The 21,093-nt window shown below is 57.7% G+C and carries 16 protein-coding genes; 1 reads left to right on the forward strand and 15 read right to left on the reverse strand.

Annotation, left to right across the window (positions count from 1 at the left end; genetic code table 11):
* Positions 1–84: 84 nt before the first annotated feature.
* The 4 genes from DY250_RS05875 to DY250_RS14220 all read right to left on the reverse strand — a co-directional run bounded on the left by DY250_RS05875 (position 85) and on the right by DY250_RS14220 (position 9,379).
* Complete coding sequence (locus DY250_RS05875; protein WP_115611479.1) at positions 85–2,913, reverse strand: SNF2-related protein; 2,829 nt, start codon at positions 2,911–2,913, stop codon at positions 85–87.
* Positions 2,910–6,191 carry a DEAD/DEAH box helicase family protein gene (locus DY250_RS05880; RefSeq protein ID WP_115611480.1) on the reverse strand — a complete coding sequence of 1,094 codons (3,282 nt, stop codon included), beginning with the start codon at positions 6,189–6,191 and terminating at the stop codon, positions 2,910–2,912. The genes DY250_RS05875 and DY250_RS05880 overlap by 4 nt, the downstream gene beginning before the upstream one ends.
* Positions 6,192–6,365: 174 nt before the next feature.
* Positions 6,366–6,908 carry an REP-associated tyrosine transposase gene (locus DY250_RS05885; protein ID WP_115611481.1) on the reverse strand — a complete coding sequence of 181 codons (543 nt, stop codon included), beginning with the start codon at positions 6,906–6,908 and terminating at the stop codon, positions 6,366–6,368.
* A gap of 836 nt (positions 6,909–7,744) precedes the next feature.
* Positions 7,745–9,379, reverse strand: a complete 1,635-nt coding sequence (locus DY250_RS14220) for a site-specific DNA-methyltransferase (RefSeq protein WP_218565549.1) — start codon at positions 9,377–9,379, stop codon at positions 7,745–7,747.
* Here DY250_RS14220 and DY250_RS14225 point away from each other — a divergent pair.
* A complete protein-coding gene (locus DY250_RS14225; RefSeq protein ID WP_218565645.1) occupies positions 9,305–9,568 on the forward strand; it encodes a hypothetical protein in 264 nt (87 codons plus the stop codon). The genes DY250_RS14220 and DY250_RS14225 overlap by 75 nt on opposite strands.
* Positions 9,569–9,570: 2 nt before the next feature.
* Here the strand turns inward: DY250_RS14225 and DY250_RS14230 are convergent, their stop codons facing one another.
* The 11 genes from DY250_RS14230 to DY250_RS05945 all read right to left on the reverse strand — a co-directional run bounded on the left by DY250_RS14230 (position 9,571) and on the right by DY250_RS05945 (position 21,041).
* Positions 9,571–10,707, reverse strand: a complete 1,137-nt coding sequence (locus tag DY250_RS14230) for a restriction endonuclease subunit M (protein WP_115611483.1) — start codon at positions 10,705–10,707, stop codon at positions 9,571–9,573.
* Positions 10,708–10,876: 169 nt separating this feature from the next.
* A complete protein-coding gene (locus DY250_RS05900) occupies positions 10,877–11,236 on the reverse strand; it encodes an iron-sulfur cluster assembly protein (RefSeq protein WP_115611484.1) in 360 nt (119 codons plus the stop codon).
* Positions 11,237–11,625: 389 nt separating this feature from the next.
* Positions 11,626–12,066: a Fe-S cluster assembly sulfur transfer protein SufU gene (gene sufU / locus DY250_RS05905; protein WP_006984919.1), complete on the reverse strand. Its 441-nt coding sequence runs from the start codon at positions 12,064–12,066 to the stop codon at positions 11,626–11,628.
* Positions 12,066–13,262, reverse strand: a complete 1,197-nt coding sequence (locus DY250_RS05910; RefSeq protein ID WP_115611485.1) for an aminotransferase class V-fold PLP-dependent enzyme — start codon at positions 13,260–13,262, stop codon at positions 12,066–12,068. The genes sufU and DY250_RS05910 overlap by 1 nt, the downstream gene beginning before the upstream one ends.
* The gene (sufD, locus tag DY250_RS05915) at positions 13,252–14,364 is read right to left on the reverse strand and encodes a Fe-S cluster assembly protein SufD (RefSeq protein ID WP_115611486.1); all 1,113 of its coding nucleotides are present in this window, start codon (positions 14,362–14,364) and stop codon (positions 13,252–13,254) included. Before sufD ends, DY250_RS05910 begins: the two co-directional genes overlap by 11 nt.
* Complete coding sequence (gene sufC, locus DY250_RS05920) at positions 14,364–15,134, reverse strand: Fe-S cluster assembly ATPase SufC (RefSeq protein WP_006984922.1); 771 nt, start codon at positions 15,132–15,134, stop codon at positions 14,364–14,366. The genes sufD and sufC overlap by 1 nt, the downstream gene beginning before the upstream one ends.
* A gap of 61 nt (positions 15,135–15,195) precedes the next feature.
* Positions 15,196–16,638 carry a Fe-S cluster assembly protein SufB gene (sufB, locus tag DY250_RS05925; RefSeq protein WP_115611487.1) on the reverse strand — a complete coding sequence of 481 codons (1,443 nt, stop codon included), beginning with the start codon at positions 16,636–16,638 and terminating at the stop codon, positions 15,196–15,198.
* On the reverse strand, positions 16,635–17,075 hold the full coding sequence (locus tag DY250_RS05930) for an SUF system Fe-S cluster assembly regulator (protein ID WP_115611488.1): 441 nt from the start codon (positions 17,073–17,075) through the stop codon (positions 16,635–16,637). Before DY250_RS05930 ends, sufB begins: the two co-directional genes overlap by 4 nt.
* A gap of 83 nt (positions 17,076–17,158) precedes the next feature.
* Entirely contained in the window at positions 17,159–19,150 is a 1,992-nt protein-coding gene (locus DY250_RS05935; RefSeq protein ID WP_115611489.1) for a transglutaminase TgpA family protein, read from the reverse strand.
* Entirely contained in the window at positions 19,147–20,097 is a 951-nt protein-coding gene (locus tag DY250_RS05940) for a DUF58 domain-containing protein (RefSeq protein ID WP_115611490.1), read from the reverse strand. Before DY250_RS05940 ends, DY250_RS05935 begins: the two co-directional genes overlap by 4 nt.
* Positions 20,097–21,041, reverse strand: a complete 945-nt coding sequence (locus tag DY250_RS05945; RefSeq protein WP_245951048.1) for an AAA family ATPase — start codon at positions 21,039–21,041, stop codon at positions 20,097–20,099. The genes DY250_RS05940 and DY250_RS05945 overlap by 1 nt, the downstream gene beginning before the upstream one ends.
* Between the last annotated feature and the right edge of the window lie 52 nt (positions 21,042–21,093).

A 21,093-nucleotide genomic window follows, 5' to 3' on the forward strand; every position in this document is an offset into this window, starting at 1 on the left:
TGCTCCGAAAGGTTTGTAGAAACACCGGCTGGCGGTGCGCGCGCAATGTATCACACTTCACCCGCCACCCGCGCTTTTTGTCGCCTATGTGATACGCCAGCGCAGGGTGAAAAGCGGTTTGTTTGTCACGCTTTGTTGCAGGCGTTTGCGGATGTCGTCAATCAGCGCATCGCGCCGTGCCGAGATGTCGTCTTCCACTTCATCAATCTCCCGCCGCTGGCGTTTCCGCTGCTTTGTCAGCCTGCTGATAGTCTCTTCGCAGGTAAGCAGTGCCTCGTCTGTTGTCGCCTGGCGTTTGTCGCGCTGCGCCTGGTTGATTTGCTGTGTTGTTTCTTCGATGGCGTGTTGGGCCGCATCAATTTTGTCTTGCGCCCAGCGGTCTATCCGCTCGCTTTCCTGCTGCCACAGGGCATGATTGCGCGCCCGTTCTGCTTCTTTGGCGGCAGCAATGCGGGTTTCCGCCGCCTGGGCGAGGGCAGCAGGGGGGATAACCGGGGCACCGCTTTCTACGCGGGCACCCAGTGACAGCAGTTTGCGGCAGAAATCGTCATCCAGTGCTTCGTCATGATCGTTGCAGGCGGTGAAGAGCAGGGTGGCGAAGTCATCGGCGTCGTTATGAAAACGCAGCTTGTCGAGGCGCAGCCAGCCGCTTTGTCCGACCGCCGCGGCGAGGACGCTGATTTGCGTGCGCTGGCCGCTGTAATCGAAGGTTATGCTCACGTCAGGTGTCGTTGCCTGCACACTCTGCCGGATACACCACAGGCCAAGCGGATGACCGGGGCGGTAGTCGTGGCAACGCCGCTTCTTGTCGCTATCGCGCAGCAGGCGGTATTCGCCAGCGGCAATATCCGGCGACGGTGGCCGGTGCAGGGTGAAGCGGTAATGCTGTTCGTCGAAATCGGCACGACCGGCAAGCGCGTAGTGCGTTAGCCGCCAGAACCAGGCGGTGATTTTGTCCAGCCAGGCATCACGGCGTAGTTTGAGGCGCTCGTGTACGTCCACATCAAAATTGTCCAGCAACTTGTCCTGCGTTGCGGCGAGTGTCCGGCTGATTTCATCTTCCAGTTCGCGCTGCAAATCGTCGAAGGCGCGCGCAATCTCGGCAGGGCTGCGGCACCGGTCGTAAATGGCGGCAATCCGCTGTTCCAGGTCAATGCCCGCTTCAATCTTGCCGAGGATGTCATCGGAAGCGCCAAACACCCCGCTGAAGAGGCGGAATTTGTCGCTCAACAGTTCCAGTACGCGGCGGTCGGCCTCATTGCGCTCGTTGAGGAAATTGATGACGACCACATCGAACTGCTGCCCGTAGCGGTGGCAGCGGCCAATCCGCTGCTCGATGCGTTGCGGATTCCACGGCAGGTCGTAATTGATGACCAGCGAGCAGAATTGCAGGTTGACGCCCTCAGCGGCAGCTTCGGTGGCAATCATCACCTGCGCTTCGTCGCGGAAACAGTCGATCAGCGCGCTGCGCCTATCCACCTGCGGTGAGCCGCTGATGCGGTCGCTGCCGGCGTATGCCGCCTTCCAGCGCTCATAGACGGCAGTCGCGGCGGCATCATTGTTCTCGCCGGAAAACATCACTGCCGCATAACCCGCTTGTTGCAGGAAATCGAACAAAAATTGCTGCGTGCGCCGCGATTCCGTGAAGACCAGCGCCTTGTGCGGCGCGCCCAGCCTGTCCATTTCCGCAAAGCCGAGCTGCAAGGCATCCAGCAGAGCCAACGCCTTGCTGTCCACAGTGAGCGCCTGTGCCGCCGCGATAAAGCCGTCCAGCTCAGCAATCTCGGCAGCCAGCGCCTGATGATCGATGACCTCAACGGTATTCGCCTCCGTTTCCGCCGCCTCTTCGACTACCTCCGCATAATCGCTGCCCCAGTCCGCCGCCGCGAGCAAATCCGCCGTTTCCGCACCAAGCTGCCGTTTACGCAAGCGTTCGCGGATGACCGTCAGCGTCGCTGCGACCGCCTGCGGGCTGGAAGCGAGCAGCTTACGCAGAATCAGCCCGGTCAAATGCCGCTGCTGCTTCGGCAGGGCATACGAATGCCCGCGTTGCAAAAAGGCAGAGATCCGCTCATAGAGTGCCCGCTCCGCGTCGGTTGGGGTAAAGCGCTGCGTCAGGGCATGCCGCTCGGTGTAGCGCACATATTCCAGTACATCGCGGCGCAGTGTGCGCTTGACGAAAGAAGCGAGGCGTGCCTTGAGCGCTGCCGTATCCGGCTGCTGGACAAAACTCTTGCGAAAGGACTTCTCGTCGCCGAACAAGTGCTCGTCCAGCAGCGTGGACAGCCCGTACAGTTCCATCAGCGAATTTTGCAACGGCGTCGCGGTGAGCAGCAGTTTCTGCCGCCCGGCAAAAGCGCGGCGCAAAGCCTGCCCGCTGCGGTTACTGCGCTGGTGTGCATTGCGCAGCTTGTGCGCCTCATCCAGTACGACCATATCCCAAGCCTCGGCAAGAAACGCCTCCTCGTGCTTGACCACAAACGGATACGACACCACCACGACAGCCTGGCCTGCCTGCGCGCGCAAAAACGCCGCCGCAGAAAGGCCGCTCTTGCGCAGCACTGTCGCATCCGCAATCAGGGCGGGCAGGGCGAATTTGTCGGCCATCTCCTGCGCCCACTGCTTGCGCAGACTGGCGGGACAGACCACCAGCAAACGCCGCTTGCGCTCCGCCCACAACTGACACAACACCAACCCCGCCTCAATCGTTTTGCCGAGACCGACCTCATCGGCGAGCAACACCCCCTGTTGCAATGGGTTCTGCAGCGCAAACAGCGCGGCATCAATCTGGTGCGGGTTCAATTCCACCCGCGTATCGAGCAGCGAATGTGACAGGCGCCCCAAGGCCTCATCCGCGCGGCGGCACAACAATTCCTCGGCACAATAACGCGCCTGATGCGGCGTAACCTTCATACATCCTCCAGCATTAACGAAAACAGCGACGGCAGATAATCCTCGTCAGCCATAAAAAGAATATGACGTGCGCGCAACGCTTCAGCGTTGGCATCCACATTGAGCAAATCCCCAAGTGGCGTTTGCGACAAAATAAAACCGCTGAGGGAAATATCGAGCGACAAATCCCTTTCCAGACGCTTTACTTCCTCGTGCAAAGCAAATTTCGGATTATCCAGACCCAGATGACGGATACCTTTCGGGTCAACAAACGCCAGCCATTGCCGCTTCGTGTTATTCCTATCCACCAGCCACAATAAAAAATCGGGATAAAAATTTCCGGCGAGGGCAAAGCCCAATCCCTTGCTCTTATTGGCAGCATTGCGCAGCAAAAACAAATCGCGCCCGCCTGCCCAATCGCGCAACTGCCCCGCTTTATGCGCCTTTTGCAAATCCCGGACAAAGTTGATTTCACTGTCGGCATTCAGCAGCAGCGGCTTCATCTTGATGGGCAGCGATTCGTCCCCCTGCAACACCATCAGCGGATAAAACAAATGCGGCGGGAAACAAATCGCTTCAATACACTCGCTGGGCGATTGCCACCGCATCGCTTGCTGCAAATCCCCCGCTTCCACGATAGCCTTCAATTCCAGCAGACGCCGCTCATAAACGCCGCCATCATCGCCGGGCTCAATTTCAAACTGATAACTGTCGGAAAACGCACCCTGCGAGGCATCAACCGTCGCTAATTCATAAAACTGCCCCTCGTACGCTGCTTTCAAGCGGCTATAAAAACGCTCCATATAGAGACACAACAATTCCACCAGCAAATCCTGCTGCTTTTGCACGGCGGCAAACGAATGCACCGCCAATTCCGATGGCGGGATATACAGCTTGTACCAGTCATTGCCTTCCGCAAATGCGCGCAGACGGGACTTGTCCAGGCGCAGATTGCTCCAGGTGCGCGCCAGCTTGTATTCCAGCAATTGCAAATACACCGCCTCCCAGTCAAAAGCAGGGAAGAGGCGGCTATCGAGCTTTTGCGGTTCACGCTGTTGCCGCGCGGCAGCGGCTTCATCTGCCGTGCCGGACATCGCCTGCACACGCGGATAAGCATCCAGCACGGCCTCTATTTCCTTGATTCTTCCCTGCCATTTCTCTGGCACCTCAAACAGCGGCACCATTTCCTGCCGCTTGAAACCCAACTTCTGATTGTCCTTGTAGCCGTCTTTCAGTTGCAGCGTTTGCAACGGCACAGCGGGCAAATTGGGCTGCACCTTGAAATCCAGCGTCAGCACCTCGTCCGGCGGGGTGATGCCTTCGCCGCGCAAATATTCCTTAAACTGCTTCATATAGTCGGCATTGACCGCAAAAATATTCAGCGTTTCCAGCTTGTCCAGATGCAAGCCTTTGGGGCGTTCATGCGGCAGCGAGCGTTTCAGCGAAAAACCGCGCCCTTTCAGACGCACACCGCGCCCGAAGAGCTGGATAATCTGCGTCCCTTCCGACTTGCCCATATTGAGCAGCCCCATCGTGGCAACGCGCCAGCTCGACCACCCCTCGCTGAACTTGCGCGAGCCAATCAGCACCTTGATTTCACTATTGCGCTTATTAATGTCACTAAACAGACTTTCCCCGAATTCATCGCTGCGACAAAGAAACGCTGCATTGCCCTGTGCCGTTTTGAAAAAATCAGCAGCCTTGCCGATATTAATCACGCCGAATGGCTTGGCATTGCCGACAGAGAGTGCCAATTCCCCATCCGTTTTCTTTAATAACGACACCGTCAACTGCCCGCCGGATTCATTCCCGAACAAGCGGCGCAGAATGTCGGTATATAACGCCGCTTCCTTGCCGATAAAATCCGCCAATGGCACAAAACGGCGGGCAAACAAATTATTGCCCGCCTTATTCACAATCTGCGCCCTGTCGGCCAATAAATCCTGTAGCCACGGTAAAACCCTCGCCCGCTCCCGCAAAAAGAAAGCCAGAAAATCCAGCACCTGAAAAATATCGCTGTTTTCATCGTTTACCTTATAGCCGACAAAAATCCACAACGGCGGTGCCAGATTCCATTCATCCAGCAATTTCCCCCCCTGTTCAAACAAATAAATTTGCTGATAAAAAGCGAGCAGACAAGCGGTGAAATACAAGCGGTCATGCCGCGCATAATCCGCCGCCTCCATATTGAGAATCAGGCTTTCCTTGCCATAACCATCGGCATAAAAGAACTTGTAGGAATAATCGAAAAGCACCGCTTTGGCATATACCTCAAATAACGCATCCTGCCGCGCTTCCGCCTTTTCAGCGGTGCTTAACGCCAATTGCGCTTGCTGCGCGTCATCCAGTTTTTTCAGCGAACCGGTGCCGAACATCCATTTGGCTTTCTTCTTCCGCATATCCTCTTCCTGCGCGGCAACCGTTTTACCTTTGGCGACCGCCTGCCCGAACGTTGCCGAATACTCGAAGGCAAAGCCGCTGCCGATTAACGCCTCGCGCCGCTGCATCCAGGCCTCGCCGGAAGTACCGCGATGCCCTTCATCAACCAGCACCAGATTGCGGCCGGCAAAAGCCTCAACCGCGACCGTCTTCTCGCGCCCGCTTTCCGCCAGCTTGTTGATATCAATCACCTCAATATCAAACACACTGCCGCTTTTGCTTTTGTTCTTGTCAAAGAGCACGCCGTTCAGACCGGATAACGTCAATTCCTCAACGTGTTGCCGGCTCAATCCTTCATTTGGGGTGAGGATAATGGTTTTATCCATCTTGCCCTGACAATAATGACGGAATTGCAGAATATTGACGTGCATTAATAGCGTCTTGCCACTGCCGGTGGCATTCCAAAACGCAATCCTGTTCAAATCCTCAGCAATACACGGCTGCAATTCCCTGCTTTCCTTTTCCTGCCGATAACGCAGCAAGGTGTCATTCAGCGCTGCCAATAATTCCTCACGGCGGTTGAAATACCGGTCCAGATAAATCTCGGTGAAAAGCAGCGACAAATACTGAAAATACTTCATCTGCAATACATACCCTTCCTGACGATTACGCCGTGCGGTAATACGTCGCCAATGGGCGATGATATGCAAATCATAACGGCGCAAATCATGCACCGGCAAAGCGTCCGTATGAAAAATGCTGTTATTCAACTGCTCGAAAAACCGTGTCTGCCCCGTTTCTTCATCGATACCGACAAAACGGTCATCACCCAAACGTTCCTTGAAAGTATGCAAATCTCGCTGATTAAAAAGAGAAAGCGACCAACGGTTGATAATCAAATGCTCATGAAAATTTGCCATAAAAAATCCTCCAAAATTCATCCTGCCGTAGGGCAGGCTTCATCCCGCCGCAAAGGAAGCCCCACGAAGCGGAACGTAGGGCGGGCTTCAGCCCGCCGCAAAGAAAGCCCCACGAAACGGAACGTAGGGCGGGCTTCAGCCCGCCGATAAACCCACATCCATTTACACCCTGCATCAATCGTCATAATCACAAAGCGCCAAAATCGTGGTATCAATATCGCCGCCCCAATACCGGGGAAAAATCCCGCGCGCCACATCACGATGAAATGACGAATAAGGCCAATCGCACACCTGGGCAACCAAACCATGCTTAACGGGGTTGTAATAGGTATAAAAAATATGATTCTGCAAATCCCGCTCGTCGCGGATGCGGTGCTCCCAAAAACGGCGCTGCCAAATACCCGCTTCCCGTTTATGCACACTCCAATCATTCGGGGCGCGCAAAAAATCAGGCAGGTGGCGAGAAAATCCGCTTTTTAACGAAGCAATCCGCCGTGAATAATCCTTGTCGCCTGCCGGAAGCTGCATGACCCAATGCAGATGATCCGGTAAAACCGTAAACGCCAAAGTCTCAAATGGATAGCGTTCTTGCGTATGACGATACGCCGTCCGCAAATCCCCGATATAGTCAATCAGGTAACGCGCCTGACGGTTTTGCAAGGCAATCGTGAAAAAATAAATCCCGCCTTGGACATAATCGCGTCGGTAATTAGGCATAAAAGTCCTTACATAAAAAATGGGGCAATACGTCGGGCGGTATTTATCCCGCCGCAAAGAAACATCCACGAAGCGGGACGTAGGGCGGGCTTCAGCCCGCCGCAAAGAAACGCCCGCGAAGCAGAACATAGGGCAGGCTTCAGCCCGCCGCAAAGAAACATCCGCGAAGCAGGACGTAGGGCGGGCTTCAGCCCGCCGCAAAGAAATATCCACGAAGCGGGACGTAGGGCGGAATTCAGCCCGCCGCAAAGAACACCCCACGAAGCGGGACGTAGGGCGGGCTTCAGCCCGCCGCAAAGGAAGCCCCACGAAGCGGAACGTAGGGCAGGCTTCAGCCCGCCGCAAAGAAACATCCGCGAAGCGGGACGTAGGGCGGGCTTCAGCCCGCCGGTGAATAAATGGGCGATATCCATTTTGTCGCAAGGAGGATGCGTCTTGGTCGGGCGAGCTGTGGCTGGGTTTGTGCGCGCTGCGGTTTGGCGGCGGGCTGAAGCCCGCCCTACGCCCGGTATCGTGACTGAAACTGTGCGCGCTGCGGCATTGCGGCGGGCTGAAGCCCGCCCTACGCACGGTGTCGTGGCTGAAACTGTGCGCGCTGCGGTTTGGCGGCGGGCTGAAGCCCGCCCTACGCCCGCTATCGTGGCTGAAACTGTGCGCGCTGTGATATTGCGGCGGGCTGAAGCCCGCCCTACGCCCGGTGTCGTGGCTGAAACTGTGCGCGCTGCGGTTTGGCGGCGAGCTGAAGCCCGCCCTACGCCCAGTATCGTGGCTGAAACTGTGCGCGCTGCGGCATTGCGGCGGGCTGAAGCCCGCCCTACGGTTGTGGTGGTGTCGCATCACACATCTTCCACATCAAACATCAGCGACAAAAATTCCGGCTCAATCGGGCGCAGTTTCAATGTTTTGATGCCGTCCGCTTCTTGCAAGACGGTGGGAATATTGTGGTCGCCATTGATATAAATCACGTCAAATTCATGGTTGTTGGGATTGATGCGGCGTTTCTTCAGCAATTCGGGTAATTGCTGATAATCCCAGCGCTCGCAATCGCGCCAGACAATCAGGCAATTTTCCCCATTGGGCAAGCGCCCTTCGATAAAAACAAATTGCCGGCGCAGGTCATGGCGCTGGTCATCCACCGCCTGCACGCTAATGCCGAGCAGGTAATTAAAGGTTTCCACCAAATCGATAACGCGACTTTCATAACTGCCGGCGGAGGAAGTGGCAATATTGAGGCGGTAAGCAAAGGGGTGCTTGAAATCGTCTGTACTTAACAGGGAATCGCGGCTTTCGTGCGTGAGCATATAGCGCAGTAAATAATCTTCCTGCGCCGCTTCCGGCAGGTGGTCAAAGACATCATCCTGCCGCACCAGCGTGAGATTATTCAGCGTGTCTTCATAGCTTTCCAGTTGCAGGACTTTGACTATTTGCGGCACGCCGTGCAAATCGTCGTCTTTATCCGCCTGCGGCTTGCCGTCTTTCCAGTTTTCGCTGTAAATGACTTTCTGTACACGCGGTTTGAGGACGGTATCAAAATATTCGCCCTGCTCGACCAGGATATATTTGCGCTTGCCGCCGTCTTCTCGGTTGAGATTGATGACCGCATGGGCGGTGGTGCCGGAACCGGCGAAATAATCTAGGATTAAATCCTTGTTATCACAAAAATATGAAGCTAAAAATTCATTTAATTTCAATGGTTTTGGAGTGTGTTCTGGTTCGGAACCTAAAATATTGGTTAATGCGTTAGTCGATTGACTAGCTGTACCAAAATTATGGACAGAAGATGGAATTTCAGAAGTTCTTTGTTTTTTATATTTTAGTTTTCCCGTTGATGTAAAGAAGAAATCTGTAACTAATTGTCCTTTTGAGTCAAATACTTTTTCTCCTTTGAAAAAAGAGGTCATTTGTCCAAATTGTGTCCATGCAGCTTTTAATGTAACGGGAAATTTTAATTTATTATTTTCTGAGACCATTCTTCCTGATACTAGTTCAACAAATTCTACATCTCCCCATCTTCCAGAAAATTCTGTATCGTTAGGAGCAAAAAAGTGGGTGCCTGCTGGGAAAGTAAATTTTTGCAACTTATGGCGATTAGATGGTTTTTTCATTGCTCCAGCTTCAATTTCTCCCTCACCATGTAAAGAAACTGAAAGTGCTGATTTCTTATTTGCATAATTACAGATATATTCGTGATAGATTTTGAAATATCCAGCCTGTGCAGAGTGATTCCTGTTCCAGATTAAATGCCCAAGTAGATTTTCGTTGCCAAATATTTCGTTCAGTATTGTTACTAAAAGAGCGTCTTCATCATCATCAATGCTAATCGAGAAAACTCCTGATTGTTTTAGTAATCTTCGGCTTATGAATATACGATCATAAATCATGCCTAACCAGGAGCTATGTTTATAACTATCTTTGTAAAGAAATCCATCGTAACCTTTGTTATACGGCGGATCGATATAGATACATTTCACCTGCTCGCGGTAGCGCGTTTGCAGGAGTTGCAGGGCTTGAAAGTTGTCGGCGTGAATCAGCAGGCCGTCGGTGGCGGCGTCAAGGCCTTTGCTGAGGGTGGGGTCGTCGGCGAGCGACAGTTCGGAAAGCAGCTCCGCCTGGAAGGCGGGCGGGTAGAGCGAGGTATCGACGGTGAGGTAAGGGTTTGATTTTACAAAGGAATTATTATTGAGGGGGGGGGTAACTCCTTGATTGCAAACAGGTTTTTCCAGGCGGCAAGCTGTTTTTCGTTGTTAAGGACTGTGTCCAGCAAGCGTTCCGGTACGTGGTTCAGGGTAATCAGCCAGTGGCAGGCGGCAACGAATTTCTTTTTCAGCCACAGTTTTTTCTGGAAGTTTTCCAGTTGGGCGAGGAAGTCGATGATGTCGCGGGCGATGTGGCGCAGGGTCTGGATCAGGCGCAGGTCGCGTTCGATGGCGGTGAAGTCGGCGGCGTCCTGGATGTTGTCGAGCTGCATGACTTCGTTTTTGATGTAGTAGTCAAGTTCGCGGCGCAGGAAGCCGCCGAAGTCTTTGTGGATGAAGTAGTCGGCGCTGTTTTTGCGGGTGTAGTCGCTGAGGTGTTTGCCAAGCAGGGGGCGCTTCGGGTTTTTTTCGGTCGGGGCGCTTTGCCACACGGCCTGCCAGTTGTCAGGTATCAGGCCGCGCAGTTGGGCAAGGGTGTTGTCGTTTTCTTTGTCCTGGTTGCTTTCTGCCACCTGCCGGTAGGTGAAATGGATTTCCAGGGTGCTGCCGTCGTCGCTGATGGCAAGCGGGTGGAGGGTTTCTTCGTAGTCGTTGCCATCGTCGTCCGTGCGGCTGATGCGCTGTTCTTGCACGAGGGTGAAGAGGCGGCAGCCATTGTTATCCTTGCGGTTATCTTTGGCGGTGTCGGCCGCGATCAGGCGGAAGACGACGCTGCGCCCGTCGTCAAGGGTGAAGCGGTAGTTGCTGAAGTTTTCGCCGCTTTTGGTGTAGTACTGGTCTTTGTTCGCCCAGTGCAGCATGACTTCTTCGCCACTGTACGGGATGGCGTAGGTGTCGCCTTTGTAGCGGCGCTGGCTGATGAAGTCGCCCGCGTCGTAGTAGCGTGCGAAGAAGGTGAGCAGGTGGTTGTACACCGCCGCTTCGCTGGCATCATTCCCCGCCGGAAAGGCGGCTTTGACGGCAGCAGGCAGGCGGAGGCGCAGGTAGTCGTCCATGTCTTTGGCGCGGCTGTTCATGATGCGGTAGATGCCGAAATCGAGGTCGGGACGATCTATCTGGAAGATTTCCCTGAGTTTGGTGGTCAGTTCGTCAAGGGTGGTCATATAGGCTCCGGTTAGGTAGGGCAGGGCGGTATAGTCGTTCCAACTAGAACTGATACTGTGTTGGCAAGCATACTGTCTTCAGCTCGCCGCCTTGTCTCAGTCCTATTTGAGATGACTATTGTACGGGCCGGGCGGCGGCAAAATGAAACCGGCCGAAGCCGGTTTTTTTTCAGATCATGTTCAATTCGATTTTGGCGCGCAGGGTCATCATGTCCATGCCCCATGGCGGGTCCCATTCCATGTGCACTTCGCATTCTTCGACGCCGTCCACTTGTTCGACGCCGTCTTTGACCCAGTCCGGCATGACGCCTGCTACCGGGCAGCCAGGCGCGGTGAGGGTCATATGGATGTCTGTCTTGCCGGTTTTTTTGTCATATTCGATGTTGTAGATAAGGCCGAGTTCGTAGATGTCCACCGGGATTTCCGGGTCGTAGATGCCTTTCAGGGCAAGGATGATGTCTTTTTCGACCGGGCTCAGGGTGGGGTCTTCGGGGTCTTTTTGGTAGGGGACGTTGTCCGGGTCGTACATGGGGTTTCCTAGGGTTTATGGTGGGTGAGGTTCGCGATCGTTGTCCCGCTTGAGCGGACTTTGGTCGCTGTCGCGGTTTATCTAACCCTCTCCCCAACCCCTCCCCCAGTGGGGGAGGGGTTTTGAGCGGGACATCTGCTGGATACGTGCTTATTCACTTGGAGCGGGGCTTTTACCGCTTTCGTCCTGCGGATGAACACCCCTACCCTAGCCCGTCCGGATACCCATAAAAACGCTTGCGTTTTTGTGGGTAACGGTCCCCCGCAAGCGGAGGAGGGGCTTTCTCTTTGGTTATTAAAGATTTGTTTATTTATCAAAGCTGGTAGGCATCTATGTCCGCTTGGGCAGGGCATTTGTTGTTATGGCGGGCTGAAGCCCGCCCTACGGGTTTATTCGGTCTTCGCTTCGTTTTTGCCGTGCAGCGCGGCATCAAGGGTGTGCCAGGCGAGGGTGGCGCATTTGACGCGCGAGGGGTATTCGCGCACGCCGGCCAGCACTTTGAGTTTGCCGACGCTGTCCGGGATGGGGTCTTGCGTGGTCGCGATGTGGTGGAAGTCGTGGTAGAGGTGCGCGAATTCGGCAAGGGTTTTGCCGCGTGCAAGGTCGGTCATCAGTGAGGCGCTGGCTTTGGAGATGGCGCAGCCGTCGCCGACGAAGCTGACGTCGGCGATGGTGTCGCCGTCCATGCGCACGTAGATTTTGAGGTTGTCGCCGCAGAGCGGGTTGTAGCCGGTGGCGCTGTGGTCGCAGGGGTCAAGCGCGTGGAAGTGGCGCGGGTGTTTGCTGTGGTCAAGGATGACTTCCTGGTAAAGGTTTTTGAGGTCGTTCATTATTGGAAGAGTTGTTGGGTGGCTTGGACGGCAGCGACAAGGCGCCCGATGTCGTCGTGGTTGTTGTAGGCGGCGAAGGAGGCGCGGATGGTGGCAGGGATGCCGAAGCGGCGCATGACGGGTTCGGCGCAGTGCTGGCCGGCGCGGACGGCAACGCCGTGCTGGTCAAGGACGGTGCCGGCGTCATGCGGGTGGATGCCGTCCAGGGTGAAGGAGATGACGGCGGCTTTGTGGCGGGCGGTGCCGATGATGCGCAGGCAGGGCAGGGCGGTGAGCGCCTGTTCTGCCGCCTGGCGCAGGGTTTCTTCGTGCGCGGCGAGGTCGGCGAGGCCTTTGTCGGTAACCCAGTCCAGCGCGGCGCCGAGGCCGATCACTTCGACGATGGGCGGGGTGCCGGCTTCGAATTTTTGCGGGACGGCGGCGTAGTGGGTGCGCTCGAAGCTGACGCTCAAAATCATGTCGCCACCGGTCTGGTAGGGTGGCATGGCGTCAAGCAGGTCGTGTCTGCCATAGAGGACGCCGATGCCGGTCGGGCCGTAGATTTTGTGTGCGGAGAAGACGAGGAAGTCGCAGCCGAGGGCTTGGACGTCGCAGGGCAGATGGGCGACGGCCTGGGCGGCGTCCACAATGGTGTGGATGCCGCGTGCTTTGGCCTCGGCGATGAGCGGGGCAAGGTCGTTGATGGTGCCGAGGGCATTGGAGACGAGGGCGGCGGAGAAGATTTTGACGCCGTCGAGGTAGTCGCTGAAATGGGTCGTATCAAGTTCGCCCGCGTCGTTGATGGGCAGTACGACGAGTTCGGCACCGAAGCGCTGGCAGGCGCGCTGCCACGGCACGATGTTGGCGTGGTGTTCGAGCGTGGTGAGGAGGATTTTGTCGCCAGGTCTCAAGACGAGTTCGCCAAGCGAGCTGGCAAGCAGGTTCAGGCCTTCGGTGGTGCTTTTGGTAAAGACGATTTCTTCGGGGCGGGCGGCGTTGAGGAAGCGTGCGGTTTTTTCGCGCACGGCGTCGTAACGGGCGCTGAGGCGCTGCGACAGGGTATGCACGCCACGGTGGATGTTGCTGTATTCGTGGCGGTAGCAGTGATCCATTGCGTCAATGACGGCCAGCGGTTTTTGTGTGCTGGCGGCGTTGTCAAGGTAGGTCAGCGGCTGGCCGTGGATAGTCTGCGCGAGGATGGGGAATTCATGCCGCATCGGGGGTGTCCTCGTTGTTGTCGCCGAGCCAGTCGCGACTGATGGCATCGTGGACGGCGTCAAGGATAGCCGGATGCTCAATAACGACGGCTTCGTGCAGGAAGCTGAGGATGAGCATTTTCCGCGCGTTTTCAAGGCTGATGCCCCGGCTTTGCAGGTAGAACAGGGCGTCGGGATCAAGGCGGCCGGTGGTGGAGCCGTGCGCGCATTGCACGTCGTCGGCGTAGATTTCGAGGCGCGGCACGCTCTGTGAACGGGCGTTGTCATGCAGGAGGATGTAGCGGCTGTTTTGTCGTGCGTCGGTTTTTTGCGCGCCGTGAGCGACGTAGATTGTGCCGTCAAAGTAGCCTTGGGCGCTGTCATCCAGCGCACCGCGCACGATTTGGTGGCTTTCGCTGTTTTCGGTGTGATGGCGCACGTTGAGGTGGTAGTCGGCGATCTGGCTGCCGCGCAGGTGCTGGATGCCGCCGAAGGCGAAGTGGCTGCCTTCGCCGCGCAGTTCGCTATGCACGTCGAGGCGGTGCAGGCTGCCGCCCGCTTGCAGGGCGTTGATGCGGATGCGGCTGTTGGCGGCCTGCTGGCTCGCGATATGCATGAGTTGGGCGGTGTTGTCTTCGCCATGAAACCACAGGGCGAGGTCAATTTCCGCGCCTTCGGCGGCATTAATGCTGAGGACGGGCAGTTGTGCGCCGGCACGGCTTACCTGGTAGTCAAGCCAGCAGGCGGCACGGCTGTTTTTGCCGACGTACAGGTGGATACGGGTGTGTTGCAGGCGCGGCACGGCAAGGTCAATGTTGAACGCGATGGGCTGGTCTAGCAGGGTGTCATCCGGCACGACAAGCATGAGGGATTCGCGCTGCTCGGCGAGGTTTTGCGCGGCAAAGGGCGCGTCCGGCAAGTCAAGCAGGCAACGGTCGGCATATATGAAGGTGCCGTATTTTTCTTGTACTGCGTCGGGCAGGTCGCTCTGGTAGTCGCCGCCTTCGCTTTTGCGCTCGCGCATGGTGAGGGCGTCAAGCGGGGTCCAGCGCCAGGTTTCGTGGCGGCGCAGTTCGCCGTATTGTGCGCGATAGACTTGGGCTTGTTGTTGGATGCTGGTCATTATGCGCTCCGTGCCGCACCGGTTTCTTCACCCCGGAAGTCGGCATAGCCTTTGGCCTCAAGTTCGAGGGCGAGGGTTTTATCGCCGCTTTCGACGATTTCGCCGTTGACGAGGACGTGGACGTAGTCGGGCACGATGTAGTCGAGCAGGCGCTGGTAGTGGGTGATGACGAGGAAGGACCGTGCAGGGTCACGCAGGGCGTTGACGCCGTCGGAGACGACGCGCAGGGCGTCAATGTCAAGGCCGGAATCGGTTTCGTCCAGCACGGCGAGGCGCGGTTCGAGAACGGACATTTGCATGATTTCGTTACGTTTTTTTTCGCCACCAGAGAAACCGACGTTGACCGGGCGCGAGAGGAAGCTTTCGTTCATTTTGACGGTCTTCATGCGCTGTTGCAGCAGTTCGTAGAATTCCATCGCATCCATTTCGCCTTTGCCTTCGTAGGCGCGTTTGGCGTTGACAGCGGCTTTCAGGAAGTAGAGGTTGCTGACGCCGGGGATTTCCACCGGATACTGGAAGGCGAGGAAGATGCCGGCGCAGGCGCGTTCGTCCGCTTCCATGTCGAGCAGGTTTTTGCCGTTGTAGGTGATGCTGCCTGCGGTGATTTGGTAGTTTTCCTGGCCGGCGATGACGTTGGCGAGGGTGGATTTGCCGGAGCCGTTCGGCCCCATGATGGCGTGGACTTCGCCCGCGCCGATGTGGAGGTTGACGCCGTTTAGGATTTTTTTACCGTCGGGGGTGGCGACATGCAGGTTTTCGATGTTGAGCATGGTGTTTCCTTTATTCTTCTGTGATGCGTTGGGACGCGTGGTTGTCTCGCTTGGCGGCTTTTTAGCCGACGCTGCCTTCGAGTTTGAGTTCGATCAGGCGTTGTGCTTCGACGGCAAATTCCATTGGTAGTTCCTGGAAGATTTCTTTGCAGAAGCCGTTAACGATGAGGCTGACCGCGTCTTCTTCGGAAAGGCCGCGCTGCATGCAGTAGAAGATTTGGTCTTCGCCGATTTTTGCGGTGGTCGCTTCGTGTTCGACTTGTGCGCTGGGATTTTGCACCATCAGGTAGGGGAAGGTGTGCGCGCCACAGTCGCTGCCGATGAGCAGGGAGTCGCATTGTGAGAAGTTGCGCGCGCCGTCGGCTTTCGGCAGGATTTTGACCAGGCCGCGATAGGCGTTTTGCGCGTGACCGAGCGAGATGCCTTTGGAGATGATGGTGGATTTGGTGTTTTTGCCGATGTGGATCATTTTCGAGCCGGAATCGATCTGCTGGTAGTCGCGGGCGAGGGCGACGGAGTAGAACTCGCCGATGCTGTCATCGCCTTTCAGGACGACGCCGGGGTATTTCCACGTGATGGCCGAGCCGGTTTCCACTTGTGTCCACGAGATTTTGCTGCGCGCGCCTTCGCACAGGCCGCGTTTGGTGACGAAGTTGTAGATGCCGCCATTGCCGTCTTTGTCGCCGGGAAACCAGTTCTGCACGGTGGAGTATTTCACTTCGGCGTTTTCGTGGGCGATGATTTCGACGACGGCGGCGTGCAGCTGGTGTTCTTCCCGCTTCGGCGCGGTGCAGCCTTCGAGGTAGGAGACGTAGGCACCTTTGTCGGCGATGATGAGGGTGCGCTCAAACTGGCCGGTGTTGGCGGCGTTGATGCGGAAGTAGGTGGAGAGTTCCATCGGACAACGCACGCCGGGAGGGATGTAGCAGAAGGAGCCGTCAGTGAAGACGGCGGAGTTGAGCGCGCTGAAGTAGTTGTCGTCCATGCGCACGACGGAGCCGAGGTACTCCCGCACGAGGTCGGGGTGTTCTTTAACGGCTTCGGAGAAGGAGCAGAAGATGATGCCTTCTTTGCCGAGGCGGTCCTTGAAGCTGGTCGCGACCGAGACGGAATCGAAGACAGCATCAACTGCCACACCCGCCAGCATTTCCCGCTCTTGCAGCGGGATGCCGAGTTTTTCGTAGGTGCGCAGCAGTTCGGGATCAACTTCGTCCAGCGATTTGGGACCATCTTTCTGCGTTTTCGGCGCGGAGTAGTAGGAAATCGCCTGATAATCGATGGGATTGATGTTGAGGTGTCCCCAGTCGGGTTGTTCCAGGGTCAGCCAGTGGCGGTAGGCGGCAAGGCGGAATTCGCGCAGCCAGTCCGGCTCGTTTTTCATGCGCGAGATGTGTTCGATGATGCTTTCGTCAAGGCCGGGCGGCAGGGTTTCCTGCTCAATGCGGGTCTCAAAGCCGTACTGGTATTCGGTTTCGGCAATTTTTTTCAGTTCTTCGTTGCTCATGAGGCTTTACTTTGGTTTTGGGTGGAGTGCAGGCGTTCGTAGCGCTGCATATCGGCCAGGGTTTTATCGGCCAGCAGGGTGCGGATGTCGTTGTTTAGGGTCAGCCAGAAGGGGCTGAGCTGGCAGTGTCCGGCCAGCGCGCAATTGTTCTCGCTTGCCGCGCATTCGACCAGTTCCGGTGTGCCTTCCATCGCTTCCACTACGTCCAGCGCGGTGATGCCGGCGGCTTCGCGGGCAAGCTGGTAGCCACCGTAGGCACCACGGGTGGATTCGAGGATGCCCCGCTGGGTGAGGCGTTTCAGCACTTTGCCGGACATCGGTACGGCGATGCGGGTCTGCCCGGCGAGGTAGGCGGTGTTTTTGGCGGCGCCATCGGCAGCCAGTACCGCGCCGAGCAGCATGAAGGCGTATTCGGTTTCTTTGGTGATGCGCAGCATGGGGTGTTTCTGAATCAGGACAAGAAATGTACTTTATCGGGTTCGTGTGGGGCGTGCAAGCCGCACGCCCTGCTTTTCTGTTCTTAAAGCCGGATTCGTTTGATTAAATCAATCACTTGCACGGCGTTAGCATTTTCGCGGTAGCGCAGGGCTTCGTAGCCCGCCGCTGCGGCCTGCAACTGCGCCGCTTGCGGTGGCGCGGCGTTCTGTGCGAGGCGGCGGAAGAAAACAGCGACGGATTCGCTGTCGTCTTTCACGTAACCGCGTTTCGCCCAGCGCGCGAGGCGGCGGCGCAGCAGGCGGGCGACGGCGTCTTCGTCGTAGCGCGGGCGGTTGTGCCAGAACCAGTAGAGCAGCGCCGCGCCGATGAGCAGGGCGGGGACGAGGATGAAAAGGAGGCCGATGGCACCGAGGTTTTGCAGGCCGAGACCGCGCAGGATGCTTTGCTGCTGGTCGCGGTCAAGGTCGATAACCCAGTCCTGCCAGAAGGCCTGTGTCGCTTCCAGGGCGTCGCGCAGCCAGGCGACGGCGCTGAGAGTTTCGGCGATGCGCGAGGTGAGTGAGCGGCTGTCTTCGCCTTCGAGGCCGCCACTGGAAATGCGCCCTTGCAGGATGCGTTCCGGGGCGACAGCGGCGGTCGGGTCGAAGCGCACCCAGCCTTCGCCGTCAATCCACAGTTCCGCCCAAGCGTGCGCTGCTTCTTCGCGCACTGCCCAGTCACCGCTGACCGAGTTCGGTTCGCCGCCCTGATAGCCGATGACGACCCGCGCCGGAATACCGACACTGCGCGCAGCCAGCACCATCGCGTTGGTGTAGTGTTCGCAGAAGCCCATGCGGTTGCCAAAAAGGAAGGTTTCCGGGTTGCCCGCGCCGGGCGGCGGTTCCAGGGTGTAGTAGAACTCGTTGTCGTGCAGGTAGGCGAGAAAGGCATTGGCAAAGCCGCGCGTGTCGCCGCCGTTTTCTTGCAACAGCCGCCGCGCCAGCCCTTCCGTCTGCGGCATCGGATAATTGCGCGGCAGTTGCAGGGCGTCTTTGCGGTCGCGCGCCGGCAGGGCATCTTCCATGCGGTAACTGAGCGCCGAAGATACCTCGAAGCGGTTGGCCGTGACCCCGCGCGGCGTTATCGGCATTTGCACCTGCCAGGCATGACCGGCGCGCGCCTCCACCGGCAGATTGAGAGGCAGATCCAGCACCGTCAGCCAGCGCAGGGTTTTCTTCACCGGCGTCAATTCATAGCGCACCACGCTGTTTTCCCGATAACCGAAACGCGGCGGGCGTTCATGCACCTCACCCGGGCGCTGATGCCACTGAATGCCGTCAAAAAACCACAGCACCGGCCCGCGCCAGTAGAGCTGGTTCAAATCCGGACGCGAGTCGCCGAGGAAGCGGACGCGGAAGGCGATCTCGTTTGATTGCGCCAGCGACGACAAATCGCCCATATGCATCTCTTCCGGCAATCCCGTCTTTGCCCCGCCTTGCTGCGGCATGCCCCACAGCGGCTGCACGCGCGGGAAAAGGAAAAACATCGCGGCGGCGAACGGCAGGGCAATGGCAAACATCCGCACCACATCGCGCCAGCGGGCAAACTGCACCCGCGCCCGCCCCAACTGCTCGAAGCGCAGCAGCCCGCGCAGACTGATCACCAGCGTAAAGAGCAGATAGACAAACATCGGAATCGACTGCGAATACATCAAGAACGCCAGCATCAGCAGCATCTGCAACAAAAACAGCACATGCACATCGCGGCGGTTGCGCGATTCCAGCAACTTGCACACGCTCATCGTCACCAGCATCGCCACAAACGACATCGTTATCCCCACCGAATACAGGCGCGAATACACCAAAGTGCAGCCGGCAAACATCAGCACCAGCGCCGCACCGAGGGCAAAACGCTCGTTTTTCAGCGCGAGCGCGACAAACTTCAGCACCACACCGGCAGCAAGCAGCATCCCCAGTTCCGTCGGCAAAAAGAAAAACAGCGGCAGGGCGACAAACAAAAACGTCGCCGTCACGCGCCGCCACTCACCCGCATCCAGGCGGTTATGGAAATCCCCGGCACTCACCCAGCGGATCATGCCCCACCTCCAAACAGCGCCAAGGCGCGCAAACAGGCCTCGCGGTGCTCGCAACCATGACCAAAATCAAAAAACACATCCGGCGGCAGACGCAGCGCATACAGCAGCCCCTGCCTGTCGGCATCCATCACCCACTTGGCGAGCTGCGACAAACGCTGCTCCGTGCCGCCCTTTGCAGCGGCAAAATCCAGCAACAAACGCGGCGCGCCCTCGCCGGCAAACTGCTTCAACAACAACTCGCCCCGGCCAAAACGCTTCCAGGCGACGCGGGAAAGCGCATCGCCGAGCACATACGGCCGCAGTCCGGACAACTCATCATCGCCCGTCGCTGCACCGACCACCTTGCCTTCACCCGCTATCGGCACCCACGGTAGCGGCTGTTCGCCGACCGGACGCGGATACACCAGCACCCGCGCATCCAGCCACAACCACGTCCACGTCACAAATGCGCCGAGCGGATGCAGACAAAACACCTCGATTGGCGTCATCCGCTGCCAGCCGCGCCGCTGCGCCGGTTCACGCAATACCACCTGCGCCGTCGCGCGCGGCAGCACATCCTCACAGCGCGCCCCATGCCAGGCATTGCGCAGCGTGAGCAGACCGCGCAGGCGCCCATCGCGTTCCGTGACCGACACCACAAACGCCGCCTCATCGCCCGCCCACACCGGTGCACCGCCGCGCGCAGAAAACGACAAACCGGCGAGCTGCCCCGCCGTAATCGTGCCGCCCAACAAAAACACCGTGAACGCCAAAAACGTCAAGGCATAACCCAAATTGAGCTGATGATTGGCCGACCACAAAAACATCACCGCCAGCACGGCAAAAAACGCCAAACCAAAATACGACGGCACGACCGGCATCCGTAACGCCGAAGGCAAATTCCGCTGCGCCACCGCCGCATCCAGCCGCGCCATCCAGCGTGCGCGCAAACGCTTGACCAGCGCCATCAGAGCGGCACCGCCACCTGCGCCAGCACCCGCGCCAGCGCCGCCGCGTGACCATCATTATCCGCATGCACCGAATGCAGACGGTGCCAGGCCACCGCCGGAAATACCGCCTGCACAAACTCCGGCAGCACCGCCGACTCACCGCGCAGCAGCGCATACGCCTGCGCCGCGCGCACCAGCGACAACCCGGCCCGCGTTGACAGCCCGTGGACAAAATCGCCGCACGAACGCGAAAACGCCAGCAAATGCTGCACATACAGCGCCAACGCCTCCGAGACCGCCACCTGCGCTGCCGCCTGTTGCAACGCCAGCACATCCTCGCGCGACAACAGCGGCCGGGCGGAGGCCAGCAACTCACTGCGATCACGCCCGCGCAGTACCTCCACCTCGCTGGCCGCATCCGGATAACCGAGCGAAAGACGCATCAAAAAACGGTCCACCTGCGCCTCCGGCAGGGCAAACGTGCCAATCTGTTCCAGCGGATTCTGCGTGGCAATCACAAAGAACGGCGACGGCAGCGGATGCGTGCGGTGATCCACCGACACCTGCCGTTCCTCCATCGCTTCCAGCAGCGCCGACTGACTCTTCGGCGACGCACGGTTCACCTCATCGGCAAGCAACAACTGCGTGAATACCGGCCCCTGATGAAAGACCAGCGCCTGCGACTGCGGGTCCAGCGTCGAAAAACCGACCACATCGGCCGGCAACAAATCGGACGTGAACTGAATACGGCGGAAATCCAGCCCAAGCGTGGCAGCAAACGCCTTGGCAAGCGTCGTCTTGCCTGCCCCCGGCAAATCCTCCAGCAACAAATGCCCGCGCGCGAGCAGACACGCCGCCGCCAGCGAAATCACCTCTTCCTTGCCGACGATAATCGAAGCCAACTGGGCGAGTGCCTGCTGCAAACGCTGGCGGACATCGGCGGATAACGGGGACAGCGACATAAAAACCTCCATGAACGAACGTAAAGAAAACGGCGCGAATAGTAGCAAAAAA

Source organism: Cardiobacterium valvarum (assembly GCF_900460955.1).
Lineage (GTDB): Bacteria > Pseudomonadota > Gammaproteobacteria > Cardiobacteriales > Cardiobacteriaceae > Cardiobacterium > Cardiobacterium valvarum.